Origin of the sequence: Streptomyces sp. YIM 121038, from assembly GCF_006088715.1 — a bacterium.
Taxonomy (GTDB): Bacteria; Actinomycetota; Actinomycetes; order Streptomycetales; family Streptomycetaceae; genus Streptomyces.
On record NZ_CP030771.1, the window covers coordinates 9,643,175 to 9,666,132 of the forward strand.

The window sequence follows — 22,958 nt, forward strand, 5'->3', positions numbered from 1 at the left end:
GCCGGGGCGGCGCGTTCAGGTCAGGGCAGCGGGCGCGCCTCGCCCGCGGTCACCGCCGCCCCGGCGCCCACCCCGTGCAGGACGTGGGCCAGCACCTCCGCCCCGCGGACCACGCGCGGTCCCGGCCGGTTGAAGTACGCGGGCCCGTCCAGGACCCAGACGCGCCCCGACCGGACGGCGGGCAGCTCCGACCAGCCGGGCAGCCGGGTGAGCAGGTCCGTCTCGCGCAGCGTCCGCTCGGGCGGAAAGCCGCAGGGCAGCACGAGCAGCACGTCGGGCCGGGCCGCCCGCACCGCGTCCCACGTCATGGGCCCGGTGTGCTCCCCGGGCCCGGCGAGGAGCGCCTCGCCCCCGGCGGCGGAGATCTGCTCGGGCACCCAGTGCCCGGCGGGCCACAGCGGGTCCAGCCACTCGATCGCGACCACCCGGGGCCGCGCACGCCCCGCGGTCAGCGCGCGCACCCGGTCGAGACGGGCCCGCAGTCCGTCCCGGCGCGACGCGGCGCGCCCCCGCACCCCGAGCACGGAGCCGACCGTGACCAGACAGTCCAGCACGTCGTCGAGGGTGCGCGGCTCCAGGCTCAGGACGCGGGTGTCCGCGTCCAGGAGCCGCACGGTGCGGCTGACCCGCTCGTACGACACCGCGCAGACGTCGCACAGGTCCTGGGTGAGGACCACATCGGGGCGCAGGGCCGCGAGGGCCTCGGTGTCGAGGGAGTACAGCGAGGACCCGGAGTGCGCCGACCCGCCCACCGCGTCGGAGATCTCACGGCTGCTCAAGGCGTCCTGGTCCAGATCGGCACCGGTCACCACGGGCACGCCCGCCACCTCCCGGGGTGGCCAGTCGCACTCGTGGGTGCGCCCGACGAGCCCCTCCATCAGGCCGAGTTCGGCGACGATGTCGGTGGCGGCGGGGAGCAGGGACACGATGCGCATACGCCGACCCTACGGCGTGCGCCGCCGCCCGCGCCCGCCACCGGTGTGCCCAAGCCGACGCCTCCCGACGGTGGTGCTCGCCGCTCCCGGAGCCGATACTTCGCCCGGCACACGACCCGACGACGGAGGAGAACCGATGACGTTGAAGGTGAGCCGGAGGCCGCGCGGAGTCTTGCGCGGGCCGGGCCGCGGCATCGCGTCGATGGCCCTGCTGGCCGCGGCCGCGGGTGTGCTCGCACCCGCCCCCGCGTCCGCGGCACCGGCCTGTGCCGCCCCGGGGCGGGGTACGCCGGTCCAGGTGGCGCGCATCCCCGACTGGGTGGAGTCGATCGTCGTGGACGAGCGCGGGCGGATGTTCGCCACCGCCTACTTCACCGGCCGCGTCTACCGGATCGACGCGCCGGGCCGCACCCCCGTACCCCTCACCGGCGACGTGGGGGCCAACGGCGGAATCGTCGTGCGTGCGGACGGCCGCCTCCTGGTCGGCACCGGCAACGACCTCGTGCACTCGCTCACCGGCGACGCGCTGCCCACCTCGAAGCTCCTCCTGGTGGACCCGGACACCGGCGAGGTCAGCACGTACGCCGCCGGACTCGGCGGCATCGACGGCGTCGCCCTCGCGGCCGACGGCACCGTGTACACCACGACCTTGGGCGGGCGGAACATCGGCCGCGTCTCGCCGGACGGCGGGGTCGACCCCGCCTGGGCCCGGGTGCCCCAGCCCAACGGCATCGCCGTGTCCCCGGACGGGACGCAGGTGTACGTCATCCAGACCACCGTGGCCCCCGGTCTCTACCGCATCGCGGCCGACGACCCGGCCCACCCGAGGCGTTGGGTCTCGGTGGCCCCGTCCGACGTCCTCGCCCTGCCCGACGGGCTCACCCTCGACAGCAAGGGGCGGCCGCTGATCACCACGCACGCCGCGGGCCAGATCTGGCGCGTCGAGGACGGACGCCTCTGCGCCGTGGAGTCGGGTCTGCACCTCTCCACCCAGGTCACCTACGGCCAGGGCGACCGCGGCTTCTCGGCGGGCAGGCTCTACCGGGCGGGCGTCGACGGGAAGATCTACGAAGTGCCCGCGGGCGCCGACCCCTCGTAGCCCGCCCGCCGACCGCGCGGCACGCCGCGAGGCCGGGTGAGCCGTGTCTCACCTGCTCTGCGCCGCTTGTCTATGCAACGAGTTGCATAGAAGGATTCGGGCATGGCGCTTGAGCACGCGATCCTCGTCTCCCTGCTGGAGCAGCCGGGCTCCGGCTATGAGCTGGCCCGGCGGTTCGACCGGTCCATCGGGTACTTCTGGACCGCCACCCACCAGCAGATCTACCGCGTGCTCAAGCGCATGGAGAGCGACGCCTGGATCGAGGCCCGCGCGGTGGCGCAGCAGGACAGGCCCGACAAGAAGGAGTACTCCGTCGCGGCCCTCGGCCGCGCCGCGCTCTCGGGCTGGCTGCACGAGCCGATCGAGCCCGAGAGCGTCCGGCACGAGCTCGCCGTGAAGATCCGCGGCGCGGCCTTCGACGACCCGGCCGCGCTGATCCGCGAGGTGCGGCGGTACCGCGAGGCGCACGCCGACCGGCTCGCTCACTACCGCGCGGGGGAGCGGCGCGACTTCACCGGGCCCGAGGCGCCCGCCGTGCTCGACGACGGGCAGGAGCTCCAGCACGTCGTGCTGCGCGGCGGCATCGCGTACGAACAGATGACGCTCACCTGGCTCGACGACGTGATCGCCACCCTCGAACGGCTCGGCGCCCGGCGCTGACGCCCCCACAGCTCTCCCGCCCCCTTCCCCGACCTCCCCGACCCCGAGCCGGAAAGGCGACTGGCCATGGCCGACGCGCTGCTGTTCAACCCCCACACCTACGACCCGACCCACTTCGACCCCGAGACCCGCAGGCTGCTGCGGGCGACCGTCGACTGGTTCGAGGCGCGCGGCAAGCGCCGGCTCATCGAGGACTACCGCTCCCGCGCCTGGCTCGCGGACTTCCTGGAGTTCTCCGCCAAGGAGGGCCTGTTCGCGACCTTCCTCACCCCGGCGTCCGCCGCGGGCGAGGGCGAGGGCGACAAGCGCTGGGACACCGCCCGGATCGCCGCCCTCAACGAGATCTTCGGCTTCTACGGCCTCGACTACTGGTACGCGTGGCAGGTCACCATCCTCGGCCTCGGCCCGGTCTGGCAGAGCGACAACGCCGCCGCCCGCGCCCGCGCGGCCGAACTCCTCGCGCAGGGCGAGGTGTTCGCCTTCGGCCTGTCCGAGAAGACCCACGGCGCCGACATCTACTCCACCGACATGCTCCTGGAGCCCGACGGGAACGGCGGCTTCCGCGCCAGCGGCTCCAAGTACTACATCGGCAACGGCAACGCCGCGGGCCTCGTCTCCGTCTTCGGCCGCCGCACCGACATGGAGGGCCCGGAGGCGTACGTCTTCTTCGCCGCCGACAGCCGCCACGCGGCGTACCACCTGGTGAAGAACGTCGTGGACTCCTCGAAGTACGTGAGCGAGTTCCGGCTCGACGACTACCCGGTCGCGGCCGAGGACGTCCTGCACACCGGCCGTGCCGCCTTCGACGCCGCGCTCAACACCGTCAACGTCGGCAAGTTCAACCTCTGCACCGGCGCGATCGGCATCTGCGAGCACGCGATGTACGAGGCCGTCACGCACGCGCAGAACCGCATCCTGTACGGCCGTCCGGTCACCGCCTTCCCGCACGTGCGCCGCGAGCTGACCGACGCCTACGTCCGCCTCGTGGGGATGAAGCTGTTCAGCGACCGCGCCGTGGACTACTTCCGCTCGGCCGGGCCCGACGACCGCCGTTACCTCCTCTTCAACCCGATGACGAAGATGAAGGTGACCACGGAGGGCGAGAAGGTCATCGACCTGATGTGGGACGTCATCGCGGCCAAGGGCTTCGAGAAGGACACCTACTTCGCCCAGGCCGCCACGGAGATCCGGGGCCTGCCCAAGCTGGAGGGCACGGTCCACGTCAACCTGGCCCTGATCCTGAAGTTCATGGGCAACCACCTGCTGAACCCGGCCGAGTACGCGCCCGTGCCGACCCGCCTGGACGCGGCCGACGACGCCTTCCTCTTCCAGCAGGGACCGGCCCGGGGCCTCGGCGCCATCCGCTTCCACGACTGGCGCACCGCCTACGACGCGTACGCCGAGGTGCCCAACGTCGCCCGCTTCCGCGAACAGGCCGACGCGCTCTGCGCGTTCGTCACCACGGCCGCCCCGGACGAGGAGCAGAGCCGCGACCTCGATCTGCTCCTCGCCGTCGGCCAGCTCTTCGCGCTCGTCGTGCACGGCCAGCTCATCCTGGAGCAGGCGCGCCTGACGGGCCTGGCGCAGGACGTGCTCGACGAGCTCTTCGCCGTCCTCGTACGGGACTTCTCCGGGTACGCCGTCGAACTGCACGGCAAGGACTCCGCCACCGAGCGGCAGCAGAGCTGGGCCCTCGGCGCGGTCCGGCGCCCGGTCGTCGACGAGGCCCGCTCGGCGCGCGTCTGGGCCCGCGTCGAGGCGCTGGCCGGGACGTACGAGATGGCACCGTAGCCCTTTCGGGAACGAGAGGGGGGCGGGGCCGCCGTGGTGACACGGCGGCCCCGGTCCTCACAGGGTGAGCAGCGTCCGGCGGGCTACCCCGGTGTCCTGGAGCGGTTTGAGGACCAGCCGCACCAGGACCAGTGCGTTGTCGTCACCCGCGACACGGTTGGCGCTGAGCTCGCCGCACGTCAGACACTCGTGGATGAGCATCCACTCGCCGTCCGGGCGCGCGGTCATGGTCAGCGCCGTCATGCGGCCGCGGCAGGGTGAGGCGCGGTCGCCGGGCACGCGGTGGTCGACGTGCAGGCTGGCCAGGCAGTGCGGGCAGTGGTTGCGGTGCCCGGTGCCCGGCGCGTCCAGGGGCACGTCGAGTCGGCAGCCCACGCACCGGAAGTCGTGTGCGCGGTGCCCGCCCCGACCGTGCAGGACGTCCTTGTGCCGTTGCGGGCGGCGGCGCGCCGATGACGGCTCGGGGGTGTGGTTGCGTCGCGGCATGGTGGTGTCCTTCCCCTCGGCCCGGCTCACAGGGTGCCGAACGCTTCGAGCGGGAAGGGCGGTTGGGCGAGCGGCCGCACCGCCATGCGCATCAGGATGAGCTGGTTGTCGTCCGTGCGGACGGGGCTCGACGTGAGCTCGTCACAGCGCACGCAGCGGTGGATGACCCGCCAGTCGCCGGTCCGCAGGACGGCGATGGCTATCGGGGTCATCCGCCCCCGGCACTCGCTCGGGCCGCCCTCGACGTGGTCGACGACGTGCTGCGAGTGCAGGCACGAGGGGCAGTGGTCGCGCGGGACGCCGTCGGCGGTGGCGGACACGGTGAGGCCGCACCAGGCGCAGGTGAACGTGCCGATCCTGAGGGTGTTGTGGGCGTCGCTCTGACGAGCTCCGGTGGTGTGGGACACCCGGGTACTCCTTGCTGAGGGAAGGGAAACGACAGCAAGAGCAGGCCGAGCGGCTTCGGCGAAGGAAGGCACCATAGACCGGTGTCCGGCCGCCGCGCGGACATGGCGGCGGCGAAGCGGACGGTCAGACGGTGCGGCGAGGCGCGCTCGGCGCGACCCGGGGCATCAAGCACCCCTCTCTACGGGCACACGGCCCGGTCGGCGATCAACAGTGCGAACGCCAGGTTAGCCACGGCGCCGTGGCGCGTGCCAACGAATTTCGGGCCGGACGGGCGCGGATCAGACGATGGGGTCGATAGTGACGTCTTCGACGGCGAAGACGCACTTGGACTCGGACTTGGACTCCTTGGTGCCGCCTTGGGCGTTGGTCTGCCACGAGCCGTAGGACGTGAAGCCCGCCTTGCACTTCACCTTGGCCCGCCAGGTGACGTCCATGGTGCCGGTGCACTTCAGCGCCCCGTTCCCGTTCATGTCCGCTGAGGCGGTGCAGTCCAGGCTGCCGTAGCGGAACGTCTCGCCTGGTTTGACGGCAGAAGCGGTGGGGGCCATGAGCACCACGGTCGCGGCGAGCGCGGTGCCGACGGTGGCGAGCCTGCGGATCGAGAGTTTCATACCGTTTCCTCCCTGTTCTGACAGCTCCTAGAGCGTGCTGCCGGGAGGCACCCGGAAGCCAGGGGCGGTGGCCGGGGCGGGCCGGGAAACGTTCCCGGTTCCGACGGGAAGGGTGGCGGGGGAGTGACGGTCGCTGGGCGTGAGGCCCTGAGTCAGCCGCGGGCCGGTCGGCAGTCCGCGCACAGGCCCCACCAGATGATCTCCGCCTCGTCGACCGCGAAGCCCCGGTCGTCCCCGGGCTCCAGACAGGGGGCGTGGCCGACGCTGCAGTCGACGTCCTCGATGCGGCCGCAGGACCGGCAGACCAGATGGTGGTGGTTGTCCCCGACGCGGAGTTCGTAACGGGTGGGGGAGCCCGCCGGCTCGATGCAGCGGATCAGTGCCGCCCGCCCGAGGTCGTCGAGGACGTTGTACAGGCCCTGCCGGGACAGGCCCCCGGAGGAGGGCGCCCCGCCGCCGGTGACGCCGATGCGGCTTTCCAGTTCGGCCGCCGTGGAGTGCGGGTGACCGTGCAGGGCGGTCAGCACCGCGCGACGCTGCGCCGTGCTGCGCAGCCCCTTGGCCCTGAGCAGGTCGGCCGCTCGCTGCTCCATGACGATGCACCCCCAGTTCCGTCCCGGAAGTCTAACGGGATCACCCCGGGCGCCCTGGGCGAGATCCGATCCTAGAATTGACTCTGTCCAAACTAGCGGGCTACTGTCTCGTACGGCAACGGACCGCCGAGCACCCCGCGGCTCGGTGTGCGACCGCCGCTGCCGCACGCGACCCCTACCCCTCATCCGACGCGCCGCCCCCGGTTCCCCGGGACTTCGCTGCCCCGAACCGGGAGGCCGCCGGCGCGCGACCCCGACGGAGACCCCCATGAAGTGCTACGACTGCGCCCTCGACGGCAGGAGCGACACCGCGGGCATCGGCATCTGCAGCCGCTGCCACCTGGTCGTCTGCACGGACCACGGCCACGTCACGCCGCTCGTCCTGCACCAGGCCGGCGGCATGGGCAAGGCGACACGGGACCTGCCGGGCCGCCGCGTCGTCTGCCACACGTGCTACGCGGCGGAGCGGTCCGCCTGACCGGGCCTGACCAACCGTCACCTCCTGACCTGCCGGGCGGTCCGCCCCGTCACCCCCGAGGAAGTGCGTCGTGAACTCTCCCGCCGAGCCCGGAGCCACCACGTCCTCCGGACCCGACTCCTTGACCGCAGCCGCAACGTCAACCGCACCCCCTGCCCGCCGCCTGCTCCCGTACGCCCTGGCCGTGCTCCTGGTCGGCCTGAACATGCGGCCCGTCATCGTGGCCGTCTCGGCCCTCCTGGACGACATCCGGCACGCCACCGGCCTGTCCAACGGCGCCGCGGGCGTCCTGTCCACGCTGCCGCTGATCTGCTTCGGCGTCTTCGCCCCGCTCGCGCCCCGCCTCGCCCGCCGCCACGGCATGGAGCGCACCCTCGTCGCCGTGCTCCTGCTCCTCCTGGCCGGAGCCGCCGTGCGCCTCGTGCCCGCGCTGCCCCCGCTGTTCGCCGGGACCTTCCTGATCGGCGCGGCCGTGGCCGTGGCCAACGTCGTCGTGACGGCCCTGATCAAACGGGACTTCCACCGCCACGTGGGCCTGATGTCCGGCCTGCACTCCGCGATGCTCGTCGGCGGCGGCGCCGTGGCGGCCGCCGCGACGGTACCGCTGCGCGACGGGCTCGGCCTCGACTGGTCCGGCGGGCTCGCCCTGTGGGGGCTCCTCGCGCTCGTCGCGGTGCTGGTGTGGGCGCCGCGCCTGCGCCGCGGTCCCGCGCGGCGCCCCCGCGCCGCCCCGGGCCCGGGCGGATCGCTGTGGCGCGACCGGCTCGCCTGGGCCGTGGCCCTGTTCTACGCGTTCCAGTCCCTCATCTACTACACGGCCACCACCTGGCTGCCCTCCTTCTACATCTCCCATGGCTACTCAGAGGGCCGGGCCGGAGTACTGCTCGCCGTCTGCATGGGCTTCGCGATGCTCACGTCCCTGCTGGTGCCCGTGGCCGCGCAGCGCTCCCGGCGGCAGAGCCACCTGGCCGTGCTCGGCAGCGCGCTGTGCGCCGTGGCGCTGATCGGGCTGGCCGCCGCGCCGACCGGCGCCGCCACCCTGTGGGCCGCGCTCCTCGGCCTCGGCCTCGGGGCCGTCCTGAGCCTGGGCATCGCCTTTATGTCGATGCGGGCCCGCACCATCGAGGAGGCCGGGCTGCTCTCGGCGATGTCGCAGTGCGTGGGCTATCTGGTGGCCGCTGTCGGGCCCACGCTCTTCGGCGCCGTGCGGGACCTGAGCGGGCACTGGACCGCGGGCCTGGTCGGCCTGGTCGTCATCGCCGTACCGATGGCCGTCACCGGTGCGCTCGCCGGGCGCGGCGGACACGTGCGCCCGCACTGAACGCGGGAACGGGCCCGCACCCCGAAAGGGGGTGCGGGCCCGCACTGTGGACCGGCGCCTAGCAGCTCATGGCCCAGGTGTGGGAGTCGCCGTTGTCGTTGGCCGCGCCGTTGTAGTTGACCTCCTGGCCCGGCGTGAGGCAGATGGTCATGTGGCCGCCCTGGTGGGCCCGCGAGTACACCTGGACGTGGTCCTTGATGCCCGGGCCCGAGATGCCGTGGTTGGCCCAGGAGGAGTCCTCGTCGGCGATCCAGCTCTCCCACCAGCCGTCGTCACCGGACCAGTTGGCGCGCTGGCCCTTGTAGTCGGCGTGCTCCCAGGTGCAGAACTCGCCGCTGGGACAGTCGGCGGCACCGGCGGGCGTGGCCGCGACCAGGCCACCCGTCATCAGCAGGGCGGCGGCCGCGACGGCGGCGAACAGGCCGCGCTTGGCGGAGGTCTTGGGGGCGGAGGGGACGGGCTTCGTGCTCATGGGCGGGAGGGGCCTTTCTGTTCGCTTCGCTTGGACTTCTCGGGTGGTCGGGGTGGCTGCTCCGCGGGCTGCCGGGCGCGGGACGGGTGCGCCGACGGCCGCCGCCGGGCCGGTCAGGCCGCCTGGCAGCCCTCGTCCTTGTCGGACACGCCGTCGATCCGCGATCCCCAGGACCAGTTGTCGCTGAAGTCGTACGGCCGGATCAGGCGGTAGTAGCAGTCGTGCCGCCCCCAGTCGATCGCGTACAGGTTCTGGTTGGCGTCCGAGCGGAACGAGGCGGTCTTGTCGTGGTGGGAATCGGGCAGGTCCCGGTAGCCCGGGGGCTTGTAGCAGAAGCCCGTGCCGTGCTGGCCCGGCTGGGTCCAGAAGCACACTTCGCCGGGGCCGCGCTCGACGCCGGGCCCGGCCGCCGACGCGGGGGCCGTGGTGAGCGCGGGGGTGAGGGCGGTGACCAGGGCAGCGGCCGACAGGGCGAGTTTGCGGAGCATGGGCACCTTCGCGTCACTGGGGGATCCCTGCCCAAGGCTCGTGGGCGGGCACGGCCAGGCTGCCCCCGGCGCGAGGGCGGCATGCGGGAACTCACCCGAATGGTGGGCTTATGGGAGAGAAGAAGCCTTTCTGCGCGCGCGGAGCGTGATGCCTTGGCGAACGCCCCGGTCGGGATGGTGCGGCGCATGACCCTTCGGCCCAACTGGGTACGGTGTACGCTGATCCCTCCGGTCGAACCAACGTGCGAGGAGCGCTCGTGAACGTCACCCCCGCAGACAGCCACACCGTGATCCAGGTCCGCGGCGCGCGGGCGAACAACTTGCGGAACGTCTCCCTCGACCTGCCGAAACGGCGCTTGACCGTCTTCACCGGAGTCTCGGGCTCGGGGAAGTCCTCGCTGGTCTTCGGCACGATCGCCGCCGAGTCGCAGCGGCTCATCAACGAGACGTACGCCGCGTTCATCCAGTCGTTCATGCCGAGCGTCGGCCGACCCGACGTCGACGAGCTGCGCAACCTCAGCGCGGCCATCGTCGTCGACCAGGAGAGGATGGGCGCCAACTCGCGCTCCACGGTGGGCACCGCCACGGACGCCTACACGATGCTGCGCATCATCTTCAGCCGCCTCGGCGAGCCGGGCATCGGCACCGCGGGTGCCTTCAGCTTCAACCTGCCCGAGGGCATGTGCCCGGACTGCGAGGGCACCGGCGAGGTCTCCACCGTCGACGCCGACCAGCTGGTGGACCGCGACCTCTCGCTGAACGAGGGCGCCATCACCGTTCCCTACTACGCGGTGGACTCCTGGAGCTGGCAGATCATGGTCAACTCCGGCTTCCACGACCCCGACAAGAAGCTGCGGGACTTCACCGCGCGGGAGTGGGAGGACCTCCTGCACAAGGCGCCGGTCAAGGTGAAGGTGGGCGCCAACGGCTTCACCTACGAAGGCCTCGTCTCCAAGATGCAGCGGAGCTGGCTGGCGAAGGACCGCGAGTCGCTCCAGCCGCACATCAGGAGCTTCGTCGAGCGGGCGGTCGTCTTCGCCCGCTGCCCGCTCTGCGGGGGCAGCCGCCTCACCCGGGCCGCACTCGCCTCGAAGGTGGGCGGGCTGAACATCGCCGAGTGTTCGGCGATGCAGATCAGCGACCTGGCGGCGTTCGTCCGCGGCATCGACGCGCCCGGCGTGGCGCCGCTGCTCGCCGGGCTGCGGGACCTGCTGGACTCACTCGTGGAGATCGGCCTCGGCTACCTCAGTCTGGACCGGCCCTCGGGCACGCTGTCCGGCGGCGAGGCGCAGCGCGTGAAGATGGTCCGCCACCTCGGCTCCAGCATCACCGACGTGACGTACGTGTTCGACGAACCGACCACCGGCCTGCACCCGCACGACATCCAGCGCATGAACGGCCTGCTGCTGCGGCTGCGCGACAAGGGCAACACCGTGCTCGTCGTCGAGCACAAGCCGGAGGTCGTCGCGATCGCCGACCACGTCGTGGACCTCGGCCCCGGCGCGGGGGAGGCGGGCGGCGAGATCTGCTACACCGGCGACGTCGCGGGCCTGCGCACGTCCGGCACGCTCACCGGACGGCACCTCGGACACCGCGCCGAGCTGCGCACGCGCGTCCGTACGCCCCAGGGGCGCCTGTCCATCAAGGGCGCCGACCGGCACAACCTCAAGGACGTGGCGGTGGACGTGCCGCTCGGGGTGCTCACCGTGGTCACCGGCGTCGCGGGCTCCGGCAAGAGCTCCCTGATCCACGGCTATCTGTCGGGGCAGGACGGGGTCGTGGTCGCCGACCAGGCGCCGATACGCGGCTCGCGCCGCTCGAACCCGGCGACGTACACGAACCTCCTCGGCCCCATCCGCACCGCCTTCGCCAAGGCCAACGGCGTCAAGGCGGCGCTGTTCAGCGCCAACTCCGAAGGCGCCTGCCAGAAGTGCAACGGCATCGGCCTCGTCTACACCGACCTCGCGATGATGGCGCAGGTCGCCTCGGTGTGCGAGGGCTGCGCGGGCAAGCGGTTCACGCCCGAGGTCCTGACGTACACGCTGCGCGGCAAGAACATCAGCGAGGTGCTCGGCATGTCGGTCGCGGAGGCGTACGCCTTCTTCCCGTCGGGCCAGGCGCACACCATCCTCGGCCGCCTCGACGACGTCGGGCTGAGCTATCTGCGCCTCGGCCAGCCGCTCAACACCCTCTCCGGAGGCGAGCGGCAGCGCCTCAAGCTCGCCCTCCACATGGCCGAGAAGTCGTCCACGTACGTCCTGGACGAGCCGACGACCGGACTGCACCTCGCCGACGTGGACAAGCTGCTCGCGCTCCTCGACCGGCTCGTCGACGACGGCAACTCGGTGGTCGTCATCGAACACCACCAGGCCGTCATGGCCCACGCCGACTGGATCATCGACCTCGGGCCGGGCGGCGGACACGACGGCGGCGAAGTGGTGTTCACCGGCACTCCCTCCCAACTGGTCGCGGACGCCGATACGCTGACGGCACGTCACCTGCGGGAGTACGTGGCCTCCTGAGCCCGTGCCGTGGGGCGCTGACCCCACGCCCCACGGCACGCCCGCGATATTCGCTTGCCCTCGCGGCGACAGAGGACGACAGTCGCCCCGTGCGAAACATCGAGCTGTCGGACGGCGTGGTCACCCTGTCCCCCCTGACCCTGGAGGACGTCGACGCGCACCTGGCGGGCGAGGACGACCTCCTCGTGCGCTGGCTCAACGGCGAGCCCAGCACCCGGGCGAGCACGGAGGAGTACGTGCGCCACTGCCAGGACCAGTGGGCCGACAAGGGAACGCTGCGCGCCTTCGGCGTGCGCGCCGGTGACGACCTGACCCTCGCGGGCACCATCGACGTACGGCTCACCGTCCCGGGCCTCGCCCCCGGCGCGGCCAACATCGCCTACGGGCTCTACCCCGCCTGGCGGGGCCGGGGCCTCGCGACCCGCGCGGTCGACCTGGTCTGCCGCTACACGGCGACCGAGGGCGCGCGCGTCGGCGTGATCCGGGTCGACCCCGCCAACGCCGCGTCGGAGGCGGTGGCGCGGCGCGCGGGCTTCACGTACATGAAGCAGGTCCGGGAGACGGACGGGACGTGCCACAACTGGTACGTCCGCGACCTCAAGGGCCTCGCCGCGCCACGGTAGGAGTCAGTGCCCGTCGGAGCAGGTGTTGCCCGTGGCGGGGTTCAGCACGCCCACGACGTTCACGGTGTTGCCGCAGAGGTTCACGGGGATGTCGACCGGCACTTGGACGAGGTTGCCGCTCAGGACGCCGGGCGAGTTCTCCACCGTGCCGTCGGCGTCGGCGTCGGCGGCGGCCGAGGTGGCGCCGCCGACCAGCGTCGTCACGGCGAGTGCGGCCGAGGCGAGAAGCACGCGAGTGCGCATGGGTACCTCCTGGTGCGAAGGAATGGTTCCTCCCGAGCCTCGCCGCCGTGCGGTACGGGAGAAAGTCCTGGTAGCCCGATGGAATGAACAGCGACAACCGGCCATTTCGGTCGGCCGAACGCGGCGTCCGGGTCCGGAGTGGATCGACGGTGACGGGGCGGACGCGAGACCGCGCGGCCCCGCAAGGCACTGTTTCCGGCCTTCGTCATCGAGGCGGGGGACATGCGCGACGAAGTTGGCCGAACCACACGTCATCGAAATCGCTGTAGAGGGCATGTAGTGGGGAGCGGAACGCCTCGGGGGACCGGCAGACCTGCACGCCCGTCCGAAACCGGAGACAGCATGACGCAAGCAGCTCCCTTTCCTCAGGACCGCACCTGTCCCTACCACCCGCCCGCCGGCTACCGCCCGCTGAGCGAACAGGGCCCGCTCAGCCGCATCACCCTCTACGACCACACCGAGGCCTGGGTCGTCACCGGGCACGCCGAGGCCCAGGCGCTGCTCACCGACGACCGGCTCTCCGCGAACCGGCAGAATCCCGCCTTCCCCTCCCTCGCCCCCCGCTTCGAGCTCTCGCGCCGGGTGCGGACCGCGCTCCTCGGCGTGGACGACCCCGAACACAACAGACAGCGCCGCATGCTCATACCGCCGTTCGGCGTGAAACGGGTGGCGGCGATGCGGCCCCGCATCCAGCACCTCGTCGACCAGCTCCTCGACGCCATGCTCGAACAGGGCCCGCCCGTGGACCTGGTGTCCGCGTTCGCCCTTCCGGTGCCGTCCATGGTGATCTGCGAGCTCCTCGGCGTGCCGTACGCCGACCACGACTTCTTCGAAGAGGCCTCGCGCCGCCTGCTGCGCGGCAAGACGGCCGACGAGTCCGAGGAGGCGCGCCTGGACCTCATGGACTACCTCGTGGGTCTGGTCGACCGGAAGAGCCGGGCCGCCGGGAGCCGCCCCACGGACACGGCGGCGCCCGCCGAAGGCCTGCTCGACGACCTCGTCCGCGAACGGCTGCACACCGGCGAGGTCGACCGCGAGGAACTGGCGCGGATCGCGTTGATCCTGCTGGTCGCCGGGCACGAGACGACCGCCAACATGATCTCGCTCGGCACCTTCACCCTCCTCGAACACCCGGAACAGCTCGACGCCCTGCGGGCGGAGCCGGAGCTGATCCGCGACGCGGTGGAGGAACTCCTGCGATTCCTGTCGATCGCCGACGCGCTCCAGCGGATCGCCACCGCCGACATCGAGGTGGCCGGGCAGACCATCCGCGCGGGCGAGGGCGTCTTCCTCGCCGCCTCGGCCATCAACCGCGACGCCGCCGTCTACCCCGAACCGGACGACCTCGACGTCCGCAGAAGCGCCCGCCACCACCTGGCCTTCGGCTTCGGCATCCACCAGTGCCTCGGGCAGAACCTCGCCCGCCTGGAGCTGGAGATCGCCTTCACCTCCCTCCTCGCCCGGGTCCCCGGCCTGCGGCTCGCCGTCCCGCCGGACGAGGTCCCGATCAAGCCCGGCGACACCATCCAGGGCCTCATCGAACTGCCTGTCAGCTGGGGGCGCGGCTGATGCGGATCACGATCGACACGGACCGCTGCATCGGCGCGGGCCAGTGCGTCCTGACCGCCCCCGGCGTCTTCACCCAGGACGACGACGGCTTCAGCGCACTGCTGCCCGAGAGCGCCGACGGAGCGGACGACCCGATGCTGAAGGAGGCGGCACGCGCCTGCCCGGTGCAGGCCATCACCCTCAAGACCGAGTGACGCACACGGGCGGGGGTCAGCAGCGGCCCCCGCCCCCTCGCCCGGGACAGCGCCTGCCGGAGAACGGGGCAGGATTTCCGCCTCTAGCTGGCACTTCCTGGGAGTTCCCGAGGCAACACGGTGGGCGGTGCAGTGAGGTCGTGCCGCATCTCGCGGACGCCGAGGCGGATGTGCAGGGTCGTGGTGCGTCTGCCCGATGCCCGTCTGCCCCTCTCCCAGACCCGGCCCGGGCCGCTGGCCGGGGCCCGCGGCATCCACCTGCGCGGACTCGACCCCGGCCCGCAGTGCCCGCACCCCGGCTGGCGAGCCCTACACCGCCGTCGATACCGGCCCACTCGTCGAGGTGGCGGCGGGCACCACCCGCCATCAGGTCGTCACCGTCACCCGGCTGCGCTGAGCTCCTTTCTCCCGGTCGGCCGGGCGGGGCCCGCGTCAGCGGAGTAGCCCGGGTGGTCGGGCTCCGCCCGGTCCAGCAGGAACTCTGGACGCTCGTGCCTTACCGGGTCGGTCAGCAGGGAGAAGAGCGAGTCCATGTCGATACCGGCAGCTCGGTGTGCGCCACGGCGGGCCCGGTATCCGTCGAGGAGCTTCTCGAGGGCGGTCTCGCTCGCGTTGCGGCGGCGCGGGACGAGGGGCCGGTGGTGTCGCGGCCCGTCCACCTGGATCGTGACGTCGTCGTAGCGAGACAGTTGTTGGCGTAGGTGACCAGCCCGGTGGCCACCAGCCGTTGTTCGCGGCCCCTGCGGAACTCGGCGAGCCGGGCCTGGTCGGTGTACTTCGCCGCGGAGGTCCCGGGCAGGGTGCGCACACCCAGCTGGGGGCGAGGAGGTCGTCGGAGAGCCGGTGCAGTTCCCAGCCCGGAGCGTCACGTAAGTCGGCGAAGCCGCGCGGCGGAATCCCAGCTGGACCGTGCCCGACCACACCAGCACCACCCATGCGGAACGCGGCCAACTCCACGGCTACAGGCTGCCGTCCGGCTACGGCCTGCGCGCCCCCCGCGCCTTCACCTGGTTCCTGACCTCCCGCCTCCTGGAGCCCACCCTCCTCGCCGTCGGTGCACGCATCAAATGCTGACCACCCGCCCACACGCCATCCGCGTCGGTTCTGAGGAGCGGCTTGGCGGCCCCGCGAGGGGGCGGTGGATCGGGCTACCGTGTGAGGGACATGCGCTCATGACGGCTTTCGGACGCCCGCCGGAGAGGGACCCGTGGTTCGTCAAACGTTGGTTTTGCTCCCGGACGACATCGTCGCCGTGTGTGCGGCCTCCGGCTGTAGGCGGCGTGCCCATGTGTGGGGACCGCGGCGCAAAGCGGCCTTGTGGGCGTCCTCGCGGTGCTGGTTGCGTCGCAAGCCGCGGCACCCCCCCCGGCCCCGGATCGCGGGGCCCTCGACGGCATCGACGAAGGGCATACTCATGACGAAAGGAATGCATTCCACCACGCGCAGACGCGTCCTCGGGGCAGCGGTCGCGCTGTCCGCGGCGGCCTCTCTTCTCGGCGCGGCGTCCTCGTCCGCCGTGCCGCCGCGCGGTCAGGCGCCCCGTACGGAGATCGTCAGTACGACCGAGGACGGCACGCGGGGCAACAGCCACTCGTACAAGCCCCGCAGCAGCTACGACGGACGGTACGTCGCGTTCGAGACCATGGCGTCCAACCTGGTGCCCGGCGACACCAACGACACCACCGACGTGCTCGTCCGCGACCGCCGCACCGGCACCCTCACCCGTGTCGGCGTGGGCGACGACGGACGCCAGAGCAAGGAAAGCGTCGATCTCAGGGCGTTGAGCGGCGACGGCCGCGTCGTCGGTTTCGATTCCCGCGACCCGGCACTGGCTCCCGGGGAACGGCCACCCGCCATCAGCCACGCCTACGTCCGTGATCTGCGCAGCCGCCACACCGAGTTCGTCGCCATCGGCCCGGAGGGCAAGCTGTTCGAGTGGTCCCGTCTCGAAGCCCTCAGCGGGGACGGCCGGTACGCGGCCTTCTTCGGCTACGCCCGCATCCCCGGGCCGCCCTTCTACCTCGCCACGCTCTACGTACGCGACCGCGAGCGCGGCCTCACGGACGTCATCAGCGAGGATCTGTACCCCGGGCCGCTGATGAGCGATGTCTCGATGAGTGCGGACGGCCGCCACGTGGCCTTCAGGGTGTACGACCACGACCGGTACGGCGTGGCCAGCGCCGTGTACGTCCGCGACCGCCGCACGGGCCGCCTGCACCACATCAACCACACCCCGGGCGACCCGCAGCCGGTCAGTGACTGGTACTTCGAGCCGTCTCTGAGCGCGGACGGGCGCTTCATCGCGTACGTCACCAACCGCGATGGCCTGTCCGCCCCGAACCCTCACATGCTGTGGGAGATCTTCGTGCACGACCTGCGCACCGGACGCACCGTGCTCGCGAGCACGGCCCCCGACGGCGGACCGCTCAACAAGCCCGCCCGGTCGCCGCAGATCAGCCCCGAGGGCCGGTACGTGGGCTACACCACCCTCGCCTGCGCCACCGGTGAGCCGGACTGCAAGCAGGCGCTGTACCTGCGCGACCTGCGACGTGACGGCCCCGAGGCCACCCGCCGCATCACCGTCGCCGTGGACGGCGGCTTCCCCTCGCATGGCGCGGGCGCCCCGGCCCCGGCACACGGCGGCTGCCTGGTGGCCTTCGCCTCGCCCTCCACGAACCTGATCCCCGACCATCCCGAACAGATCGACGACGTGTACATCCGGCACCTGTGCTGAGGCGTAGGAGCGCGAACCAGATTCGGACAGGGACATGCGGTCCCTTCGCCTCCACCACTCGAGGAAGATCCGTGTGACCCTGCCCTGATCACGTGGGTTTGCGTACGGGTTCTGAGCTTGGGATTTATCCTGCGGCGGTGACTCTCCGTGGTTTCGTGCCGACCTTGTGGTGGGCGGGGCGCTGGTAACGCTCGCCGGTGGCGAGGACCTTGCCCACGTCATGTCGGGTGGCGGACCGCCGGTTCCTCGAGCCAACTGGACGCCCTGGGCCAGGATGTGAAGGTTTCGGCGCACCGGCTGGTGAAGCGGCTGTCGGACGCAGGTTTCTGAACCCCCGGCGGACTCGGGCGGGTGTGAGCCGTTCCGGCGGGGCGGGCTTCTCCCATGGATGGCGGAGGTCCTTCACCAGCGGGCGGGCGAGGCGGAGTTGAGTGTGGGCGGCGAGGACGAGCCAGGTCCACCGGTCCGCGGCCTCGGGGCTGCGCAGCCGTGGGGCGGTCCAGCCGAGTGTCTGCTTCCAGAACCTGAACATGTGCTCCACATCGAATCTGCGCAGGAAGACCTGCCAGCAACGGTCGGTGTCGGCCGCGGTGGCGCCGGTCTTGGACCACCACAGCCACACCGGCTTGGGCTCGCCGCCGGAGGGCAGGTGCTCGACCTGGAGCCGGATCACCGTGCCCTCGATCAGGGGCAGCTCGGCGGTGTGGTCGATCCATGCGCATCGCCGGGTGAGGCGGGGGTGGAGCCGGTCCCAGGCCCGTGCGGTTGCCTTCCCGTAGAGGCGGGTGTCGGTGATGGTGATGGCTTGCTCGGTGCCCCAGGTTGCCGGGTCGCCGAAGACGAACTCGCCGCCGTGCTTGGGCGGGCGGCCGCCCAAGGGGTTGGCCTGGTGGAACTCCTTGCGGGAGGGTGCCGGACGGCGCATCACGCGGTCCGAACGGAGCCGGCCCAGGATCTCGACGGGCAGGCCGGCCAGCAGGTGGGCCAGGCGCGGGGCGTCGTATCCGGCATCGACCACGACCAATACGTCCGGGTCGCCCTCGCGCCATTGTCCCGCCGTGATGAGGCGCTCGACAACCTCGCGGATCTGTGTGGTGGTGACTGCCGCGACGTCGGCGCCGGGTCCGAGGCGGACCGCGTCCAGGACCGCCGTCCACGAGGTCCTCCCGGTCTCCAGCGCGGCGATGACGGAGTAAGGCCAGCCAGGGATCATCTGGTGCTTGTTGTCTCCGTAGCCGTAGGTGTGGCAAAAGCACCGGTCAGGAGCGGTGTCCGCGTCTGGACGCAGCCAGGGCGTGACGTCGACGGCCAGGACCAGGCGGCCATCGGCCGCCTTCGGCAACGGTACCGAGACCAGGGCCCGCCGCAGCCGGTCCACATCAAGGCGCCCCTGGTTCAGCCCGGCGTACAACGCGCCATGCCCACGCTGGTGTTCCGGCGCGAGCGCCAGGCCGACCAGGGTCTTCACCGGCCCGTCGGCACACAGCATCGCGTCGGTGAGTTCGAACAAGGAGTCCGCCCGTGCGGTCAGGGACGCGTACAACTCCGCACGGAAGGCTGACAGCAGCCCGAACGGCTCCCGCGTGACATCGTGATGCAGCAGACTCACCTCTACGGCCTTCGCTTGATCCGGTGCCTCTGTGACGGAGCACAGAATCAGACGAAGGCCGCCCCGCTGAACGGCCCTTATCACTACGAGTGATCAAGTTCGAGGCGCAATTCGACCAGCGAGGATAAATCCCAAGCTGAGAGGTCGTTTTCCTCTTTAGCGCGGTGATATCAGATGGTTTGCGCAGGGTGGTGGTGTGGTGCTGGTGTCGCTGGCAGGCTGATTGCGCATGCTGGGACGGATGGTGTGGCGCATGGGGCGGGAGTCAGCATGCGCCTGTCTCATCCCAGGACACCCTGGTCCGTCCCGTGCTTCAGCACGGTAGGACGCGCGCCTGGGCGCACGCCCATCGGCAGCGGTATGCCCAGGTCATGACGGAACGTCGCGCGTACCCGAGCGATCTGTCCGATGCCCGCTGGGAGTTGATCGAGCCGGTGCTGTCCGCCTGGCGATACGAGCGCCACGGCCGGGCCCTGGGCTTTGGCCGGCCCGCCCAGCACGACCTGCGCGAGATCATGAACGCAATCCTGTACGTCGACCGCACCGGCTGTCAGTGGGCCTATCTACCGCACGATTTCCCGCCCCATCAGACGGTCTACGGCTACTTCGCCAAATGGCAGAAGGACGGCATCTTCGCCCAGCTCAACGGCCTGCTCCGGGACCTGGTCCGACAGCAGGAAGGGCGGAACGCGGAGCCGTCGGCCTGCGTGATCGACGCGCAGAGCGTCAAGACCTCCACCAGCGTCCCCGCCCGCAGCCAGGGCATCGACGCGGGCAAGAAGATCGTGGGAGGCAAGCGCAGCATCCTCATCGACACCCTCGGCCTGCTGCTGGCCGTGCTGGTCACCGCGGCCCGCGTCCAGGACTCCACCGCCGACCGCGAGCTCCTCGACCAGGCCGCCACCAACCACCCCACCCTGCGCAAGGTCTGGGTCGACGGCGGCTACCGCAAGCATTTCATCGAGCACGCCGCCACCCTCGGCGTCGACCTCGAAATCGTCCAACGCGCCCCCGGGACCAGGGGGTTCACCCCGATCCCGAAAAGGTGGGCGGTCGAGCGGATGTACGGCTGGCTGATGCTGCACCGCCGCCTGGCCCGCGACTACGAGACCCTCCCGGCCCGTTCGGAAGCCATGATTCACCTGGCCATGACCGACCTCATGGCCCGCCGCCTCCCCGGTGAGAGCACCGTCTCCTGGCGCGACCCGAGATCACCAAACCAAATCTGCAGCACGGGATAAAACGCCGGGAGAGAGCGACCTCTGAGTACGGGCTTCGCTGCCGCACGAGCCGAGCAGCAGGCGGCTGCCAAAAGCGGTGGGGACTCATGGGCGGGCGCCGGCAAGTGGCTCATCACGTTCGTGCGGGGCACCGTGCTCGTGATGCCCTTGATGCTGTGGGCGGGCATGCGGATCCTGCGGGAGAAGGGCTGTCGGCTGCTCGTCATCGGCGGCAGCGTGATCTGGTTCTTCGGCGCCGGGCACGGCGTCGACGGCATCGACTCCGTCCAGGGCGGTCTTCTGCCGGTGCCCCTGCTCGTCGGAGCCGTCGTCCTCGGGGTGCTTCTCTCCGCCCCGACGAGCCCGACGAGCCCGACGCCCCGGACGAACCCGACAAGAGAACCCCCGCCCGGCACCACGGTGTGACTGCTCCATAGCCTGCGCAGGGAGCAGTACCGCTCGCTTCCGCGAGGGTCGCGGGGAACCGGACCGTCCGCCTCGGCGCCGTCGACTCCGGGAAGGGCACACATGCCAGGCATCATCGCGTCTCTGGGCTTGGTGGGGGTCGTCCTCTTCCTGGCGGGCCCGGGCCGCTGGTCCAGGCTCGGCGGGGCTTTCGCGGGTAGTTTCCTGCTCACCGTGCTGCTCGTGCCGGTCGCCGGACCTATGGCGTTCGCCCTCGCGGCGCCCGTCATGGGGGCGGCGCTGGGCCTGTTGCCGCCGTTCGACCGGGAGACGGCCCCGCGGGCCCACGTCACCTGGCTGGTCTGCGTACTGCTCGCCATGGCGGGTCTCTTTCTCTGGTTCACCGGAGGCGCCAGCGACCTCGTCGTTCTGGCTCTCGTCGTCTCCGGACCCGGAGCGCTCGCCGCAGCGGGGCGGCTCATCTACTTCCTGCTTGCGGGCGACGAATGAGAGGACGTCTGGTTCACGCGCCTGCACCGGCACCGGGAGGACTACCTGCGCTGGGCCCACGACCTGCGGCTGCCGTTTGACAACAACCCCACCGAACAGACAATCAGGATGGGAAGACTGCGGATCCAGGTCTCCGGATGTCTGCGGACCCTGCAAGGCGCCCAGGACCTCGCCGCGATCCGCACCTACCTCGCCACCCTGGCCCGCCACGACCAGCCCCTGCTCGCCGTCCATGTGCAAGCCATGCGCGGCAGCCCCTGGACGCCCGCCACCGCTCGATCCCACCGGCCCCGCCGACCGGCAATCAAGCATGCCTTCCTACGATGACCCGGTGCCGCACTTCGAGATCGCGACAGCCATCGCCGCACCCCCAGACCAGGTATTCGAGGCATGCCTCGACGTGGAAGCGCACACCCGATCGATGGCCGATTCGTCGGAACGGGCGGTCGGCGGCAGGACCCGAGGCAGCCTCTCACTCGGCGACACGGTGACCTTCCAGGCCCGCCACTTCGGCCTGACCTGGCGACTCACCGCCCGGATTACAGCGTATGACCCGCCCCGGCGCTTCGTGGACGAACAGGATGCCGGCCCCTTCAAGCGATGGCATCACAGTCATCACTTCGAGCCGGACGGCACCGGCGGCACCCTCATGAGGGACGTCATCGACTTTGCCTCCCCGTTCGGACTTCTCGGACGCGTCGCCGACCACACCATCCTGAGCTGGTACATGCCCCGCCTCATCAAAACCCGCAACGCTTACCTCGCCAGCGCCCTACGCTGAGCCCCGATTGACGACCACCACGCCCTCAGGGCGGTACAGCGCCCCAGCAGCCGCCACGGCGCGGGTGCGCACGGAGGGACTGCGGGAGGAAGCAGAACGGGCGCGTGACCCGGCACCAACACATCAAAGCCGCATCCCGGGATGAAACAACAGGATGAAACGACCTCTGAGCGCGCCGGTGCTGGGCCTGTCCGTGCCGGTGGCCGCGACATCCTCATCCAGCGCTGGTACGTGCGCCGCATTTGCCTGGACAGCCAGGGCACGGTGCGGCGGGTGTGCGTGGTTGCCGGTGGCGGCGCGCTGGATGGTGACGGCCCGGTCCGGCGGGAGCCGCGCCGGGGCCTGTGCCAGGCGTCCAGGAGGGTTCGTCCATGCGCTGACGGTTGCTGTACTTCTGCCATGCAGCTGCGGCCGCCATCTAGAGGGCCGTCTCTACCGTGCCGTCCGCCCGCCTCACCGGCACCCGCGAGGCGGGCGGTGCCGTGGCGGCTGCCCTCACGCCCACTCGGTCAGGTCGTAGACCGCGTCGCAGAGGGGGTCTGTCACTCCGTCCGCGCGGTGGGCGGGGAGGGTCTCGCGGTCATCCGGGTTGAGGATGGCGATGAGCTTGGTCGACGCCCACCATCCCACGCTGCGAGGCCGGCGGGCGTCATCGTCATACACCGCAAGGTCCACGCCGATGGTGCCGTAGTCGCACCACAGATAGACACGCAGGACAGCGGGAGTGCGCAGGTCGAAGCCGACCAGACGGTAGAGGTCCGGAGCAGCGGACGCTGCCGCGTCATGCCAGAGCGGGTCTCCCACGAGGTCGGCAATCACGTAGTCGAGCGCGTCCTGAGCTGTGACTTCTATGTCTCTGGCCAGTAGCCCTGCCGACTCCACGTCCGCGAGGTCGACTACGGGCAGGTCTTCATCGTCGCGCACGGGGGGAAGGCCTTGGTCCCGTGCGCTCTGCGCTGCGTGACGCAGGGCGCCGACGTACCACCAGTCGCCGATCTGCTGCCCGTCCGGCCATCGTTCGGGAAGGTCCGCGAGGAACGAGCCGCTGGTCGGGCTCGCCAAGCGGACCCGGCAGTGATCGTTGCCGCTTCGGTGGGCGGCTTGAACGCAGTAGTCCGTCCCAGGGAGCGGGGTGCCGATGAAGCGGCGGAGCGTCAGCAAGACGCGGGAGGGGAAAACGTCCATGCTTTCAGGATCCTCCACTCC

27 protein-coding genes are annotated in these 22,958 nt (G+C 71.2%); 16 read left to right on the forward strand and 11 right to left on the reverse strand.

Translation table 11 applies throughout. The features are described 5' to 3' along the window. Positions 1-20: 20 nt before the first annotated feature. Positions 21-935 (reverse strand): cobalamin-binding protein, encoded by a 915-nt coding sequence (locus C9F11_RS40790; protein WP_138965348.1) that lies wholly within the window; start codon positions 933-935, stop codon positions 21-23. Between the two features lie 136 nt (positions 936-1,071). On the opposite strand from C9F11_RS40790, the gene C9F11_RS40795 reads away from it, so the two are divergent. The 3 genes from C9F11_RS40795 to C9F11_RS40805 all read left to right on the forward strand — a co-directional run bounded on the left by C9F11_RS40795 (position 1,072) and on the right by C9F11_RS40805 (position 4,485). After that, complete coding sequence (locus C9F11_RS40795) at positions 1,072-2,034, forward strand: SMP-30/gluconolactonase/LRE family protein (protein ID WP_138965350.1); 963 nt, start codon at positions 1,072-1,074, stop codon at positions 2,032-2,034. 102 nt (positions 2,035-2,136) lie between these two features. Continuing rightward, positions 2,137-2,694 carry a PadR family transcriptional regulator gene (locus C9F11_RS40800; protein ID WP_138965352.1) on the forward strand — a complete coding sequence of 186 codons (558 nt, stop codon included), beginning with the start codon at positions 2,137-2,139 and terminating at the stop codon, positions 2,692-2,694. Positions 2,695-2,760: 66 nt separating this feature from the next. Continuing rightward, positions 2,761-4,485, forward strand: coding sequence for an acyl-CoA dehydrogenase family protein (locus C9F11_RS40805; protein WP_138965354.1), 1,725 nt, complete (start codon positions 2,761-2,763; stop codon positions 4,483-4,485). Between the two features lie 57 nt (positions 4,486-4,542). Here C9F11_RS40805 and C9F11_RS40810 read toward each other — a convergent pair whose 3' ends face one another. From C9F11_RS40810 to C9F11_RS40825, 4 genes are all read right to left on the reverse strand, one after another. Then, positions 4,543-4,971, reverse strand: a complete 429-nt coding sequence (locus tag C9F11_RS40810) for an RNHCP domain-containing protein (protein WP_138965355.1) — start codon at positions 4,969-4,971, stop codon at positions 4,543-4,545. 26 nt (positions 4,972-4,997) lie between these two features. Beyond that, positions 4,998-5,378: an RNHCP domain-containing protein gene (locus tag C9F11_RS40815; protein ID WP_172382501.1), complete on the reverse strand. Its 381-nt coding sequence runs from the start codon at positions 5,376-5,378 to the stop codon at positions 4,998-5,000. A gap of 279 nt (positions 5,379-5,657) precedes the next feature. Then, positions 5,658-5,990: a hypothetical protein gene (locus C9F11_RS40820; RefSeq protein WP_030671812.1), complete on the reverse strand. Its 333-nt coding sequence runs from the start codon at positions 5,988-5,990 to the stop codon at positions 5,658-5,660. A 152-nt stretch (positions 5,991-6,142) separates the two neighbouring features. Further along, entirely contained in the window at positions 6,143-6,583 is a 441-nt protein-coding gene (locus C9F11_RS40825; protein ID WP_138965360.1) for a Fur family transcriptional regulator, read from the reverse strand. A gap of 268 nt (positions 6,584-6,851) precedes the next feature. Here C9F11_RS40825 and C9F11_RS40830 point away from each other — a divergent pair, with 268 nt between their 5' ends. Together C9F11_RS40830 and C9F11_RS40835 are read left to right on the forward strand one after the other, a co-directional pair. Beyond that, positions 6,852-7,061: a DUF2180 family protein gene (locus C9F11_RS40830; protein ID WP_138965361.1), complete on the forward strand. Its 210-nt coding sequence runs from the start codon at positions 6,852-6,854 to the stop codon at positions 7,059-7,061. A gap of 70 nt (positions 7,062-7,131) precedes the next feature. After that, on the forward strand, positions 7,132-8,382 hold the full coding sequence (locus C9F11_RS40835; RefSeq protein ID WP_138965363.1) for an MFS transporter: 1,251 nt from the start codon (positions 7,132-7,134) through the stop codon (positions 8,380-8,382). A 58-nt stretch (positions 8,383-8,440) separates the two neighbouring features. Here C9F11_RS40835 and C9F11_RS40840 read toward each other — a convergent pair whose 3' ends face one another. Together C9F11_RS40840 and C9F11_RS40845 are read right to left on the reverse strand one after the other, a co-directional pair. Further along, a complete protein-coding gene (locus C9F11_RS40840; protein ID WP_171076165.1) occupies positions 8,441-8,770 on the reverse strand; it encodes a peptidase inhibitor family I36 protein in 330 nt (109 codons plus the stop codon). Between the two features lie 197 nt (positions 8,771-8,967). Continuing rightward, complete coding sequence (locus C9F11_RS40845) at positions 8,968-9,342, reverse strand: hypothetical protein (protein ID WP_138965367.1); 375 nt, start codon at positions 9,340-9,342, stop codon at positions 8,968-8,970. A gap of 257 nt (positions 9,343-9,599) precedes the next feature. On the opposite strand from C9F11_RS40845, the gene C9F11_RS40850 reads away from it, so the two are divergent. Beyond that, complete coding sequence (locus C9F11_RS40850; RefSeq protein ID WP_138965369.1) at positions 9,600-11,864, forward strand: excinuclease ABC subunit UvrA; 2,265 nt, start codon at positions 9,600-9,602, stop codon at positions 11,862-11,864. Positions 11,865-11,953: 89 nt separating this feature from the next. Beyond that, entirely contained in the window at positions 11,954-12,487 is a 534-nt protein-coding gene (locus C9F11_RS40855; RefSeq protein WP_249402093.1) for a GNAT family protein, read from the forward strand. Positions 12,488-12,490: 3 nt separating this feature from the next. Here the strand turns inward: C9F11_RS40855 and C9F11_RS40860 are convergent, their stop codons facing one another. Beyond that, entirely contained in the window at positions 12,491-12,730 is a 240-nt protein-coding gene (locus C9F11_RS40860) for a chaplin (protein WP_138965371.1), read from the reverse strand. Positions 12,731-13,072: 342 nt separating this feature from the next. On the opposite strand from C9F11_RS40860, the gene C9F11_RS40865 reads away from it, so the two are divergent. Together C9F11_RS40865 and C9F11_RS40870 are read left to right on the forward strand one after the other, a co-directional pair. Further along, positions 13,073-14,299: a cytochrome P450 gene (locus tag C9F11_RS40865; RefSeq protein WP_138965373.1), complete on the forward strand. Its 1,227-nt coding sequence runs from the start codon at positions 13,073-13,075 to the stop codon at positions 14,297-14,299. Continuing rightward, on the forward strand, positions 14,299-14,493 hold the full coding sequence (locus C9F11_RS40870; RefSeq protein WP_138965375.1) for a ferredoxin: 195 nt from the start codon (positions 14,299-14,301) through the stop codon (positions 14,491-14,493). The genes C9F11_RS40865 and C9F11_RS40870 overlap by 1 nt, the downstream gene beginning before the upstream one ends. A 380-nt stretch (positions 14,494-14,873) precedes the next feature. Here C9F11_RS40870 and C9F11_RS40880 read toward each other — a convergent pair whose 3' ends face one another. After that, the gene (locus tag C9F11_RS40880) at positions 14,874-15,152 is read right to left on the reverse strand and encodes a hypothetical protein (protein WP_138965377.1); all 279 of its coding nucleotides are present in this window, start codon (positions 15,150-15,152) and stop codon (positions 14,874-14,876) included. 250 nt (positions 15,153-15,402) lie between these two features. Here C9F11_RS40880 and C9F11_RS47810 point away from each other — a divergent pair, with 250 nt between their 5' ends. Both C9F11_RS47810 and C9F11_RS40885 read left to right on the forward strand, forming a co-directional pair. Beyond that, positions 15,403-15,567: a hypothetical protein gene (locus tag C9F11_RS47810; RefSeq protein ID WP_171075585.1), complete on the forward strand. Its 165-nt coding sequence runs from the start codon at positions 15,403-15,405 to the stop codon at positions 15,565-15,567. A 352-nt stretch (positions 15,568-15,919) separates the two neighbouring features. Continuing rightward, on the forward strand, positions 15,920-17,227 hold the full coding sequence (locus tag C9F11_RS40885; RefSeq protein ID WP_171076014.1) for a PD40 domain-containing protein: 1,308 nt from the start codon (positions 15,920-15,922) through the stop codon (positions 17,225-17,227). 124 nt (positions 17,228-17,351) lie between these two features. On the opposite strand, the gene C9F11_RS40890 is transcribed toward C9F11_RS40885, so the two are convergent. Next, on the reverse strand, positions 17,352-18,836 hold the full coding sequence (locus C9F11_RS40890; protein WP_249402094.1) for an NF041680 family putative transposase: 1,485 nt from the start codon (positions 18,834-18,836) through the stop codon (positions 17,352-17,354). A gap of 371 nt (positions 18,837-19,207) precedes the next feature. On the opposite strand from C9F11_RS40890, the gene C9F11_RS40895 reads away from it, so the two are divergent. The 5 genes from C9F11_RS40895 (at position 19,208) to C9F11_RS40915 (ending at position 21,752) form a co-directional block, all read left to right on the forward strand. Continuing rightward, positions 19,208-20,077: an IS5 family transposase gene (locus C9F11_RS40895; RefSeq protein WP_138965381.1), complete on the forward strand. Its 870-nt coding sequence runs from the start codon at positions 19,208-19,210 to the stop codon at positions 20,075-20,077. A 141-nt stretch (positions 20,078-20,218) separates the two neighbouring features. Further along, complete coding sequence (locus C9F11_RS40900) at positions 20,219-20,482, forward strand: hypothetical protein (RefSeq protein WP_138965383.1); 264 nt, start codon at positions 20,219-20,221, stop codon at positions 20,480-20,482. A 102-nt stretch (positions 20,483-20,584) separates the two neighbouring features. Beyond that, positions 20,585-20,971, forward strand: coding sequence for a hypothetical protein (locus C9F11_RS40905; protein WP_138965385.1), 387 nt, complete (start codon positions 20,585-20,587; stop codon positions 20,969-20,971). Between the two features lie 21 nt (positions 20,972-20,992). Next, a complete protein-coding gene (locus C9F11_RS40910; protein ID WP_138965387.1) occupies positions 20,993-21,298 on the forward strand; it encodes a transposase in 306 nt (101 codons plus the stop codon). Positions 21,299-21,302: 4 nt separating this feature from the next. Beyond that, the gene (locus tag C9F11_RS40915; protein WP_138965389.1) at positions 21,303-21,752 is read left to right on the forward strand and encodes an SRPBCC family protein; all 450 of its coding nucleotides are present in this window, start codon (positions 21,303-21,305) and stop codon (positions 21,750-21,752) included. Between the two features lie 495 nt (positions 21,753-22,247). On the opposite strand, the gene C9F11_RS40920 is transcribed toward C9F11_RS40915, so the two are convergent. Beyond that, positions 22,248-22,937, reverse strand: a complete 690-nt coding sequence (locus C9F11_RS40920) for a hypothetical protein (protein ID WP_138965391.1) — start codon at positions 22,935-22,937, stop codon at positions 22,248-22,250. Positions 22,938-22,958: the final 21 nt, after the last annotated feature.

Bases quoted from the DNA above. Each gene is read 5' to 3' on its own strand.
- C9F11_RS40790 (WP_138965348.1), bottom strand. From the start codon at position 935: ATGCGCATCGTGTCCCTGCTCCCCGCCGCCACCGACATCGTCGCCGAA.
- C9F11_RS40795 (WP_138965350.1), top strand. From the start codon at position 1,072: ATGACGTTGAAGGTGAGCCGGAGGCCGCGCGGAGTCTTGCGCGGGCCG.
- C9F11_RS40800 (WP_138965352.1), top strand. From the start codon at position 2,137: ATGGCGCTTGAGCACGCGATCCTCGTCTCCCTGCTGGAGCAGCCGGGC.
- C9F11_RS40805 (WP_138965354.1), top strand. From the start codon at position 2,761: ATGGCCGACGCGCTGCTGTTCAACCCCCACACCTACGACCCGACCCAC.
- C9F11_RS40810 (WP_138965355.1), bottom strand. From the start codon at position 4,971: ATGCCGCGACGCAACCACACCCCCGAGCCGTCATCGGCGCGCCGCCGC.
- C9F11_RS40820 (WP_030671812.1), bottom strand. From the start codon at position 5,990: ATGAAACTCTCGATCCGCAGGCTCGCCACCGTCGGCACCGCGCTCGCC.
- C9F11_RS40825 (WP_138965360.1), bottom strand. From the start codon at position 6,583: ATGGAGCAGCGAGCGGCCGACCTGCTCAGGGCCAAGGGGCTGCGCAGC.
- C9F11_RS40830 (WP_138965361.1), top strand. From the start codon at position 6,852: ATGAAGTGCTACGACTGCGCCCTCGACGGCAGGAGCGACACCGCGGGC.
- C9F11_RS40840 (WP_171076165.1), bottom strand. From the start codon at position 8,770: ATGACGGGTGGCCTGGTCGCGGCCACGCCCGCCGGTGCCGCCGACTGT.
- C9F11_RS40845 (WP_138965367.1), bottom strand. From the start codon at position 9,342: ATGCTCCGCAAACTCGCCCTGTCGGCCGCTGCCCTGGTCACCGCCCTC.
- C9F11_RS40860 (WP_138965371.1), bottom strand. From the start codon at position 12,730: ATGCGCACTCGCGTGCTTCTCGCCTCGGCCGCACTCGCCGTGACGACG.
- C9F11_RS40865 (WP_138965373.1), top strand. From the start codon at position 13,073: ATGACGCAAGCAGCTCCCTTTCCTCAGGACCGCACCTGTCCCTACCAC.
- C9F11_RS40870 (WP_138965375.1), top strand. From the start codon at position 14,299: ATGCGGATCACGATCGACACGGACCGCTGCATCGGCGCGGGCCAGTGC.
- C9F11_RS40885 (WP_171076014.1), top strand. From the start codon at position 15,920: ATGCATTCCACCACGCGCAGACGCGTCCTCGGGGCAGCGGTCGCGCTG.
- C9F11_RS40895 (WP_138965381.1), top strand. From the start codon at position 19,208: ATGACGGAACGTCGCGCGTACCCGAGCGATCTGTCCGATGCCCGCTGG.
- C9F11_RS40900 (WP_138965383.1), top strand. From the start codon at position 20,219: ATGCCCTTGATGCTGTGGGCGGGCATGCGGATCCTGCGGGAGAAGGGC.
- C9F11_RS40905 (WP_138965385.1), top strand. From the start codon at position 20,585: ATGCCAGGCATCATCGCGTCTCTGGGCTTGGTGGGGGTCGTCCTCTTC.
- C9F11_RS40920 (WP_138965391.1), bottom strand. From the start codon at position 22,937: ATGGACGTTTTCCCCTCCCGCGTCTTGCTGACGCTCCGCCGCTTCATC.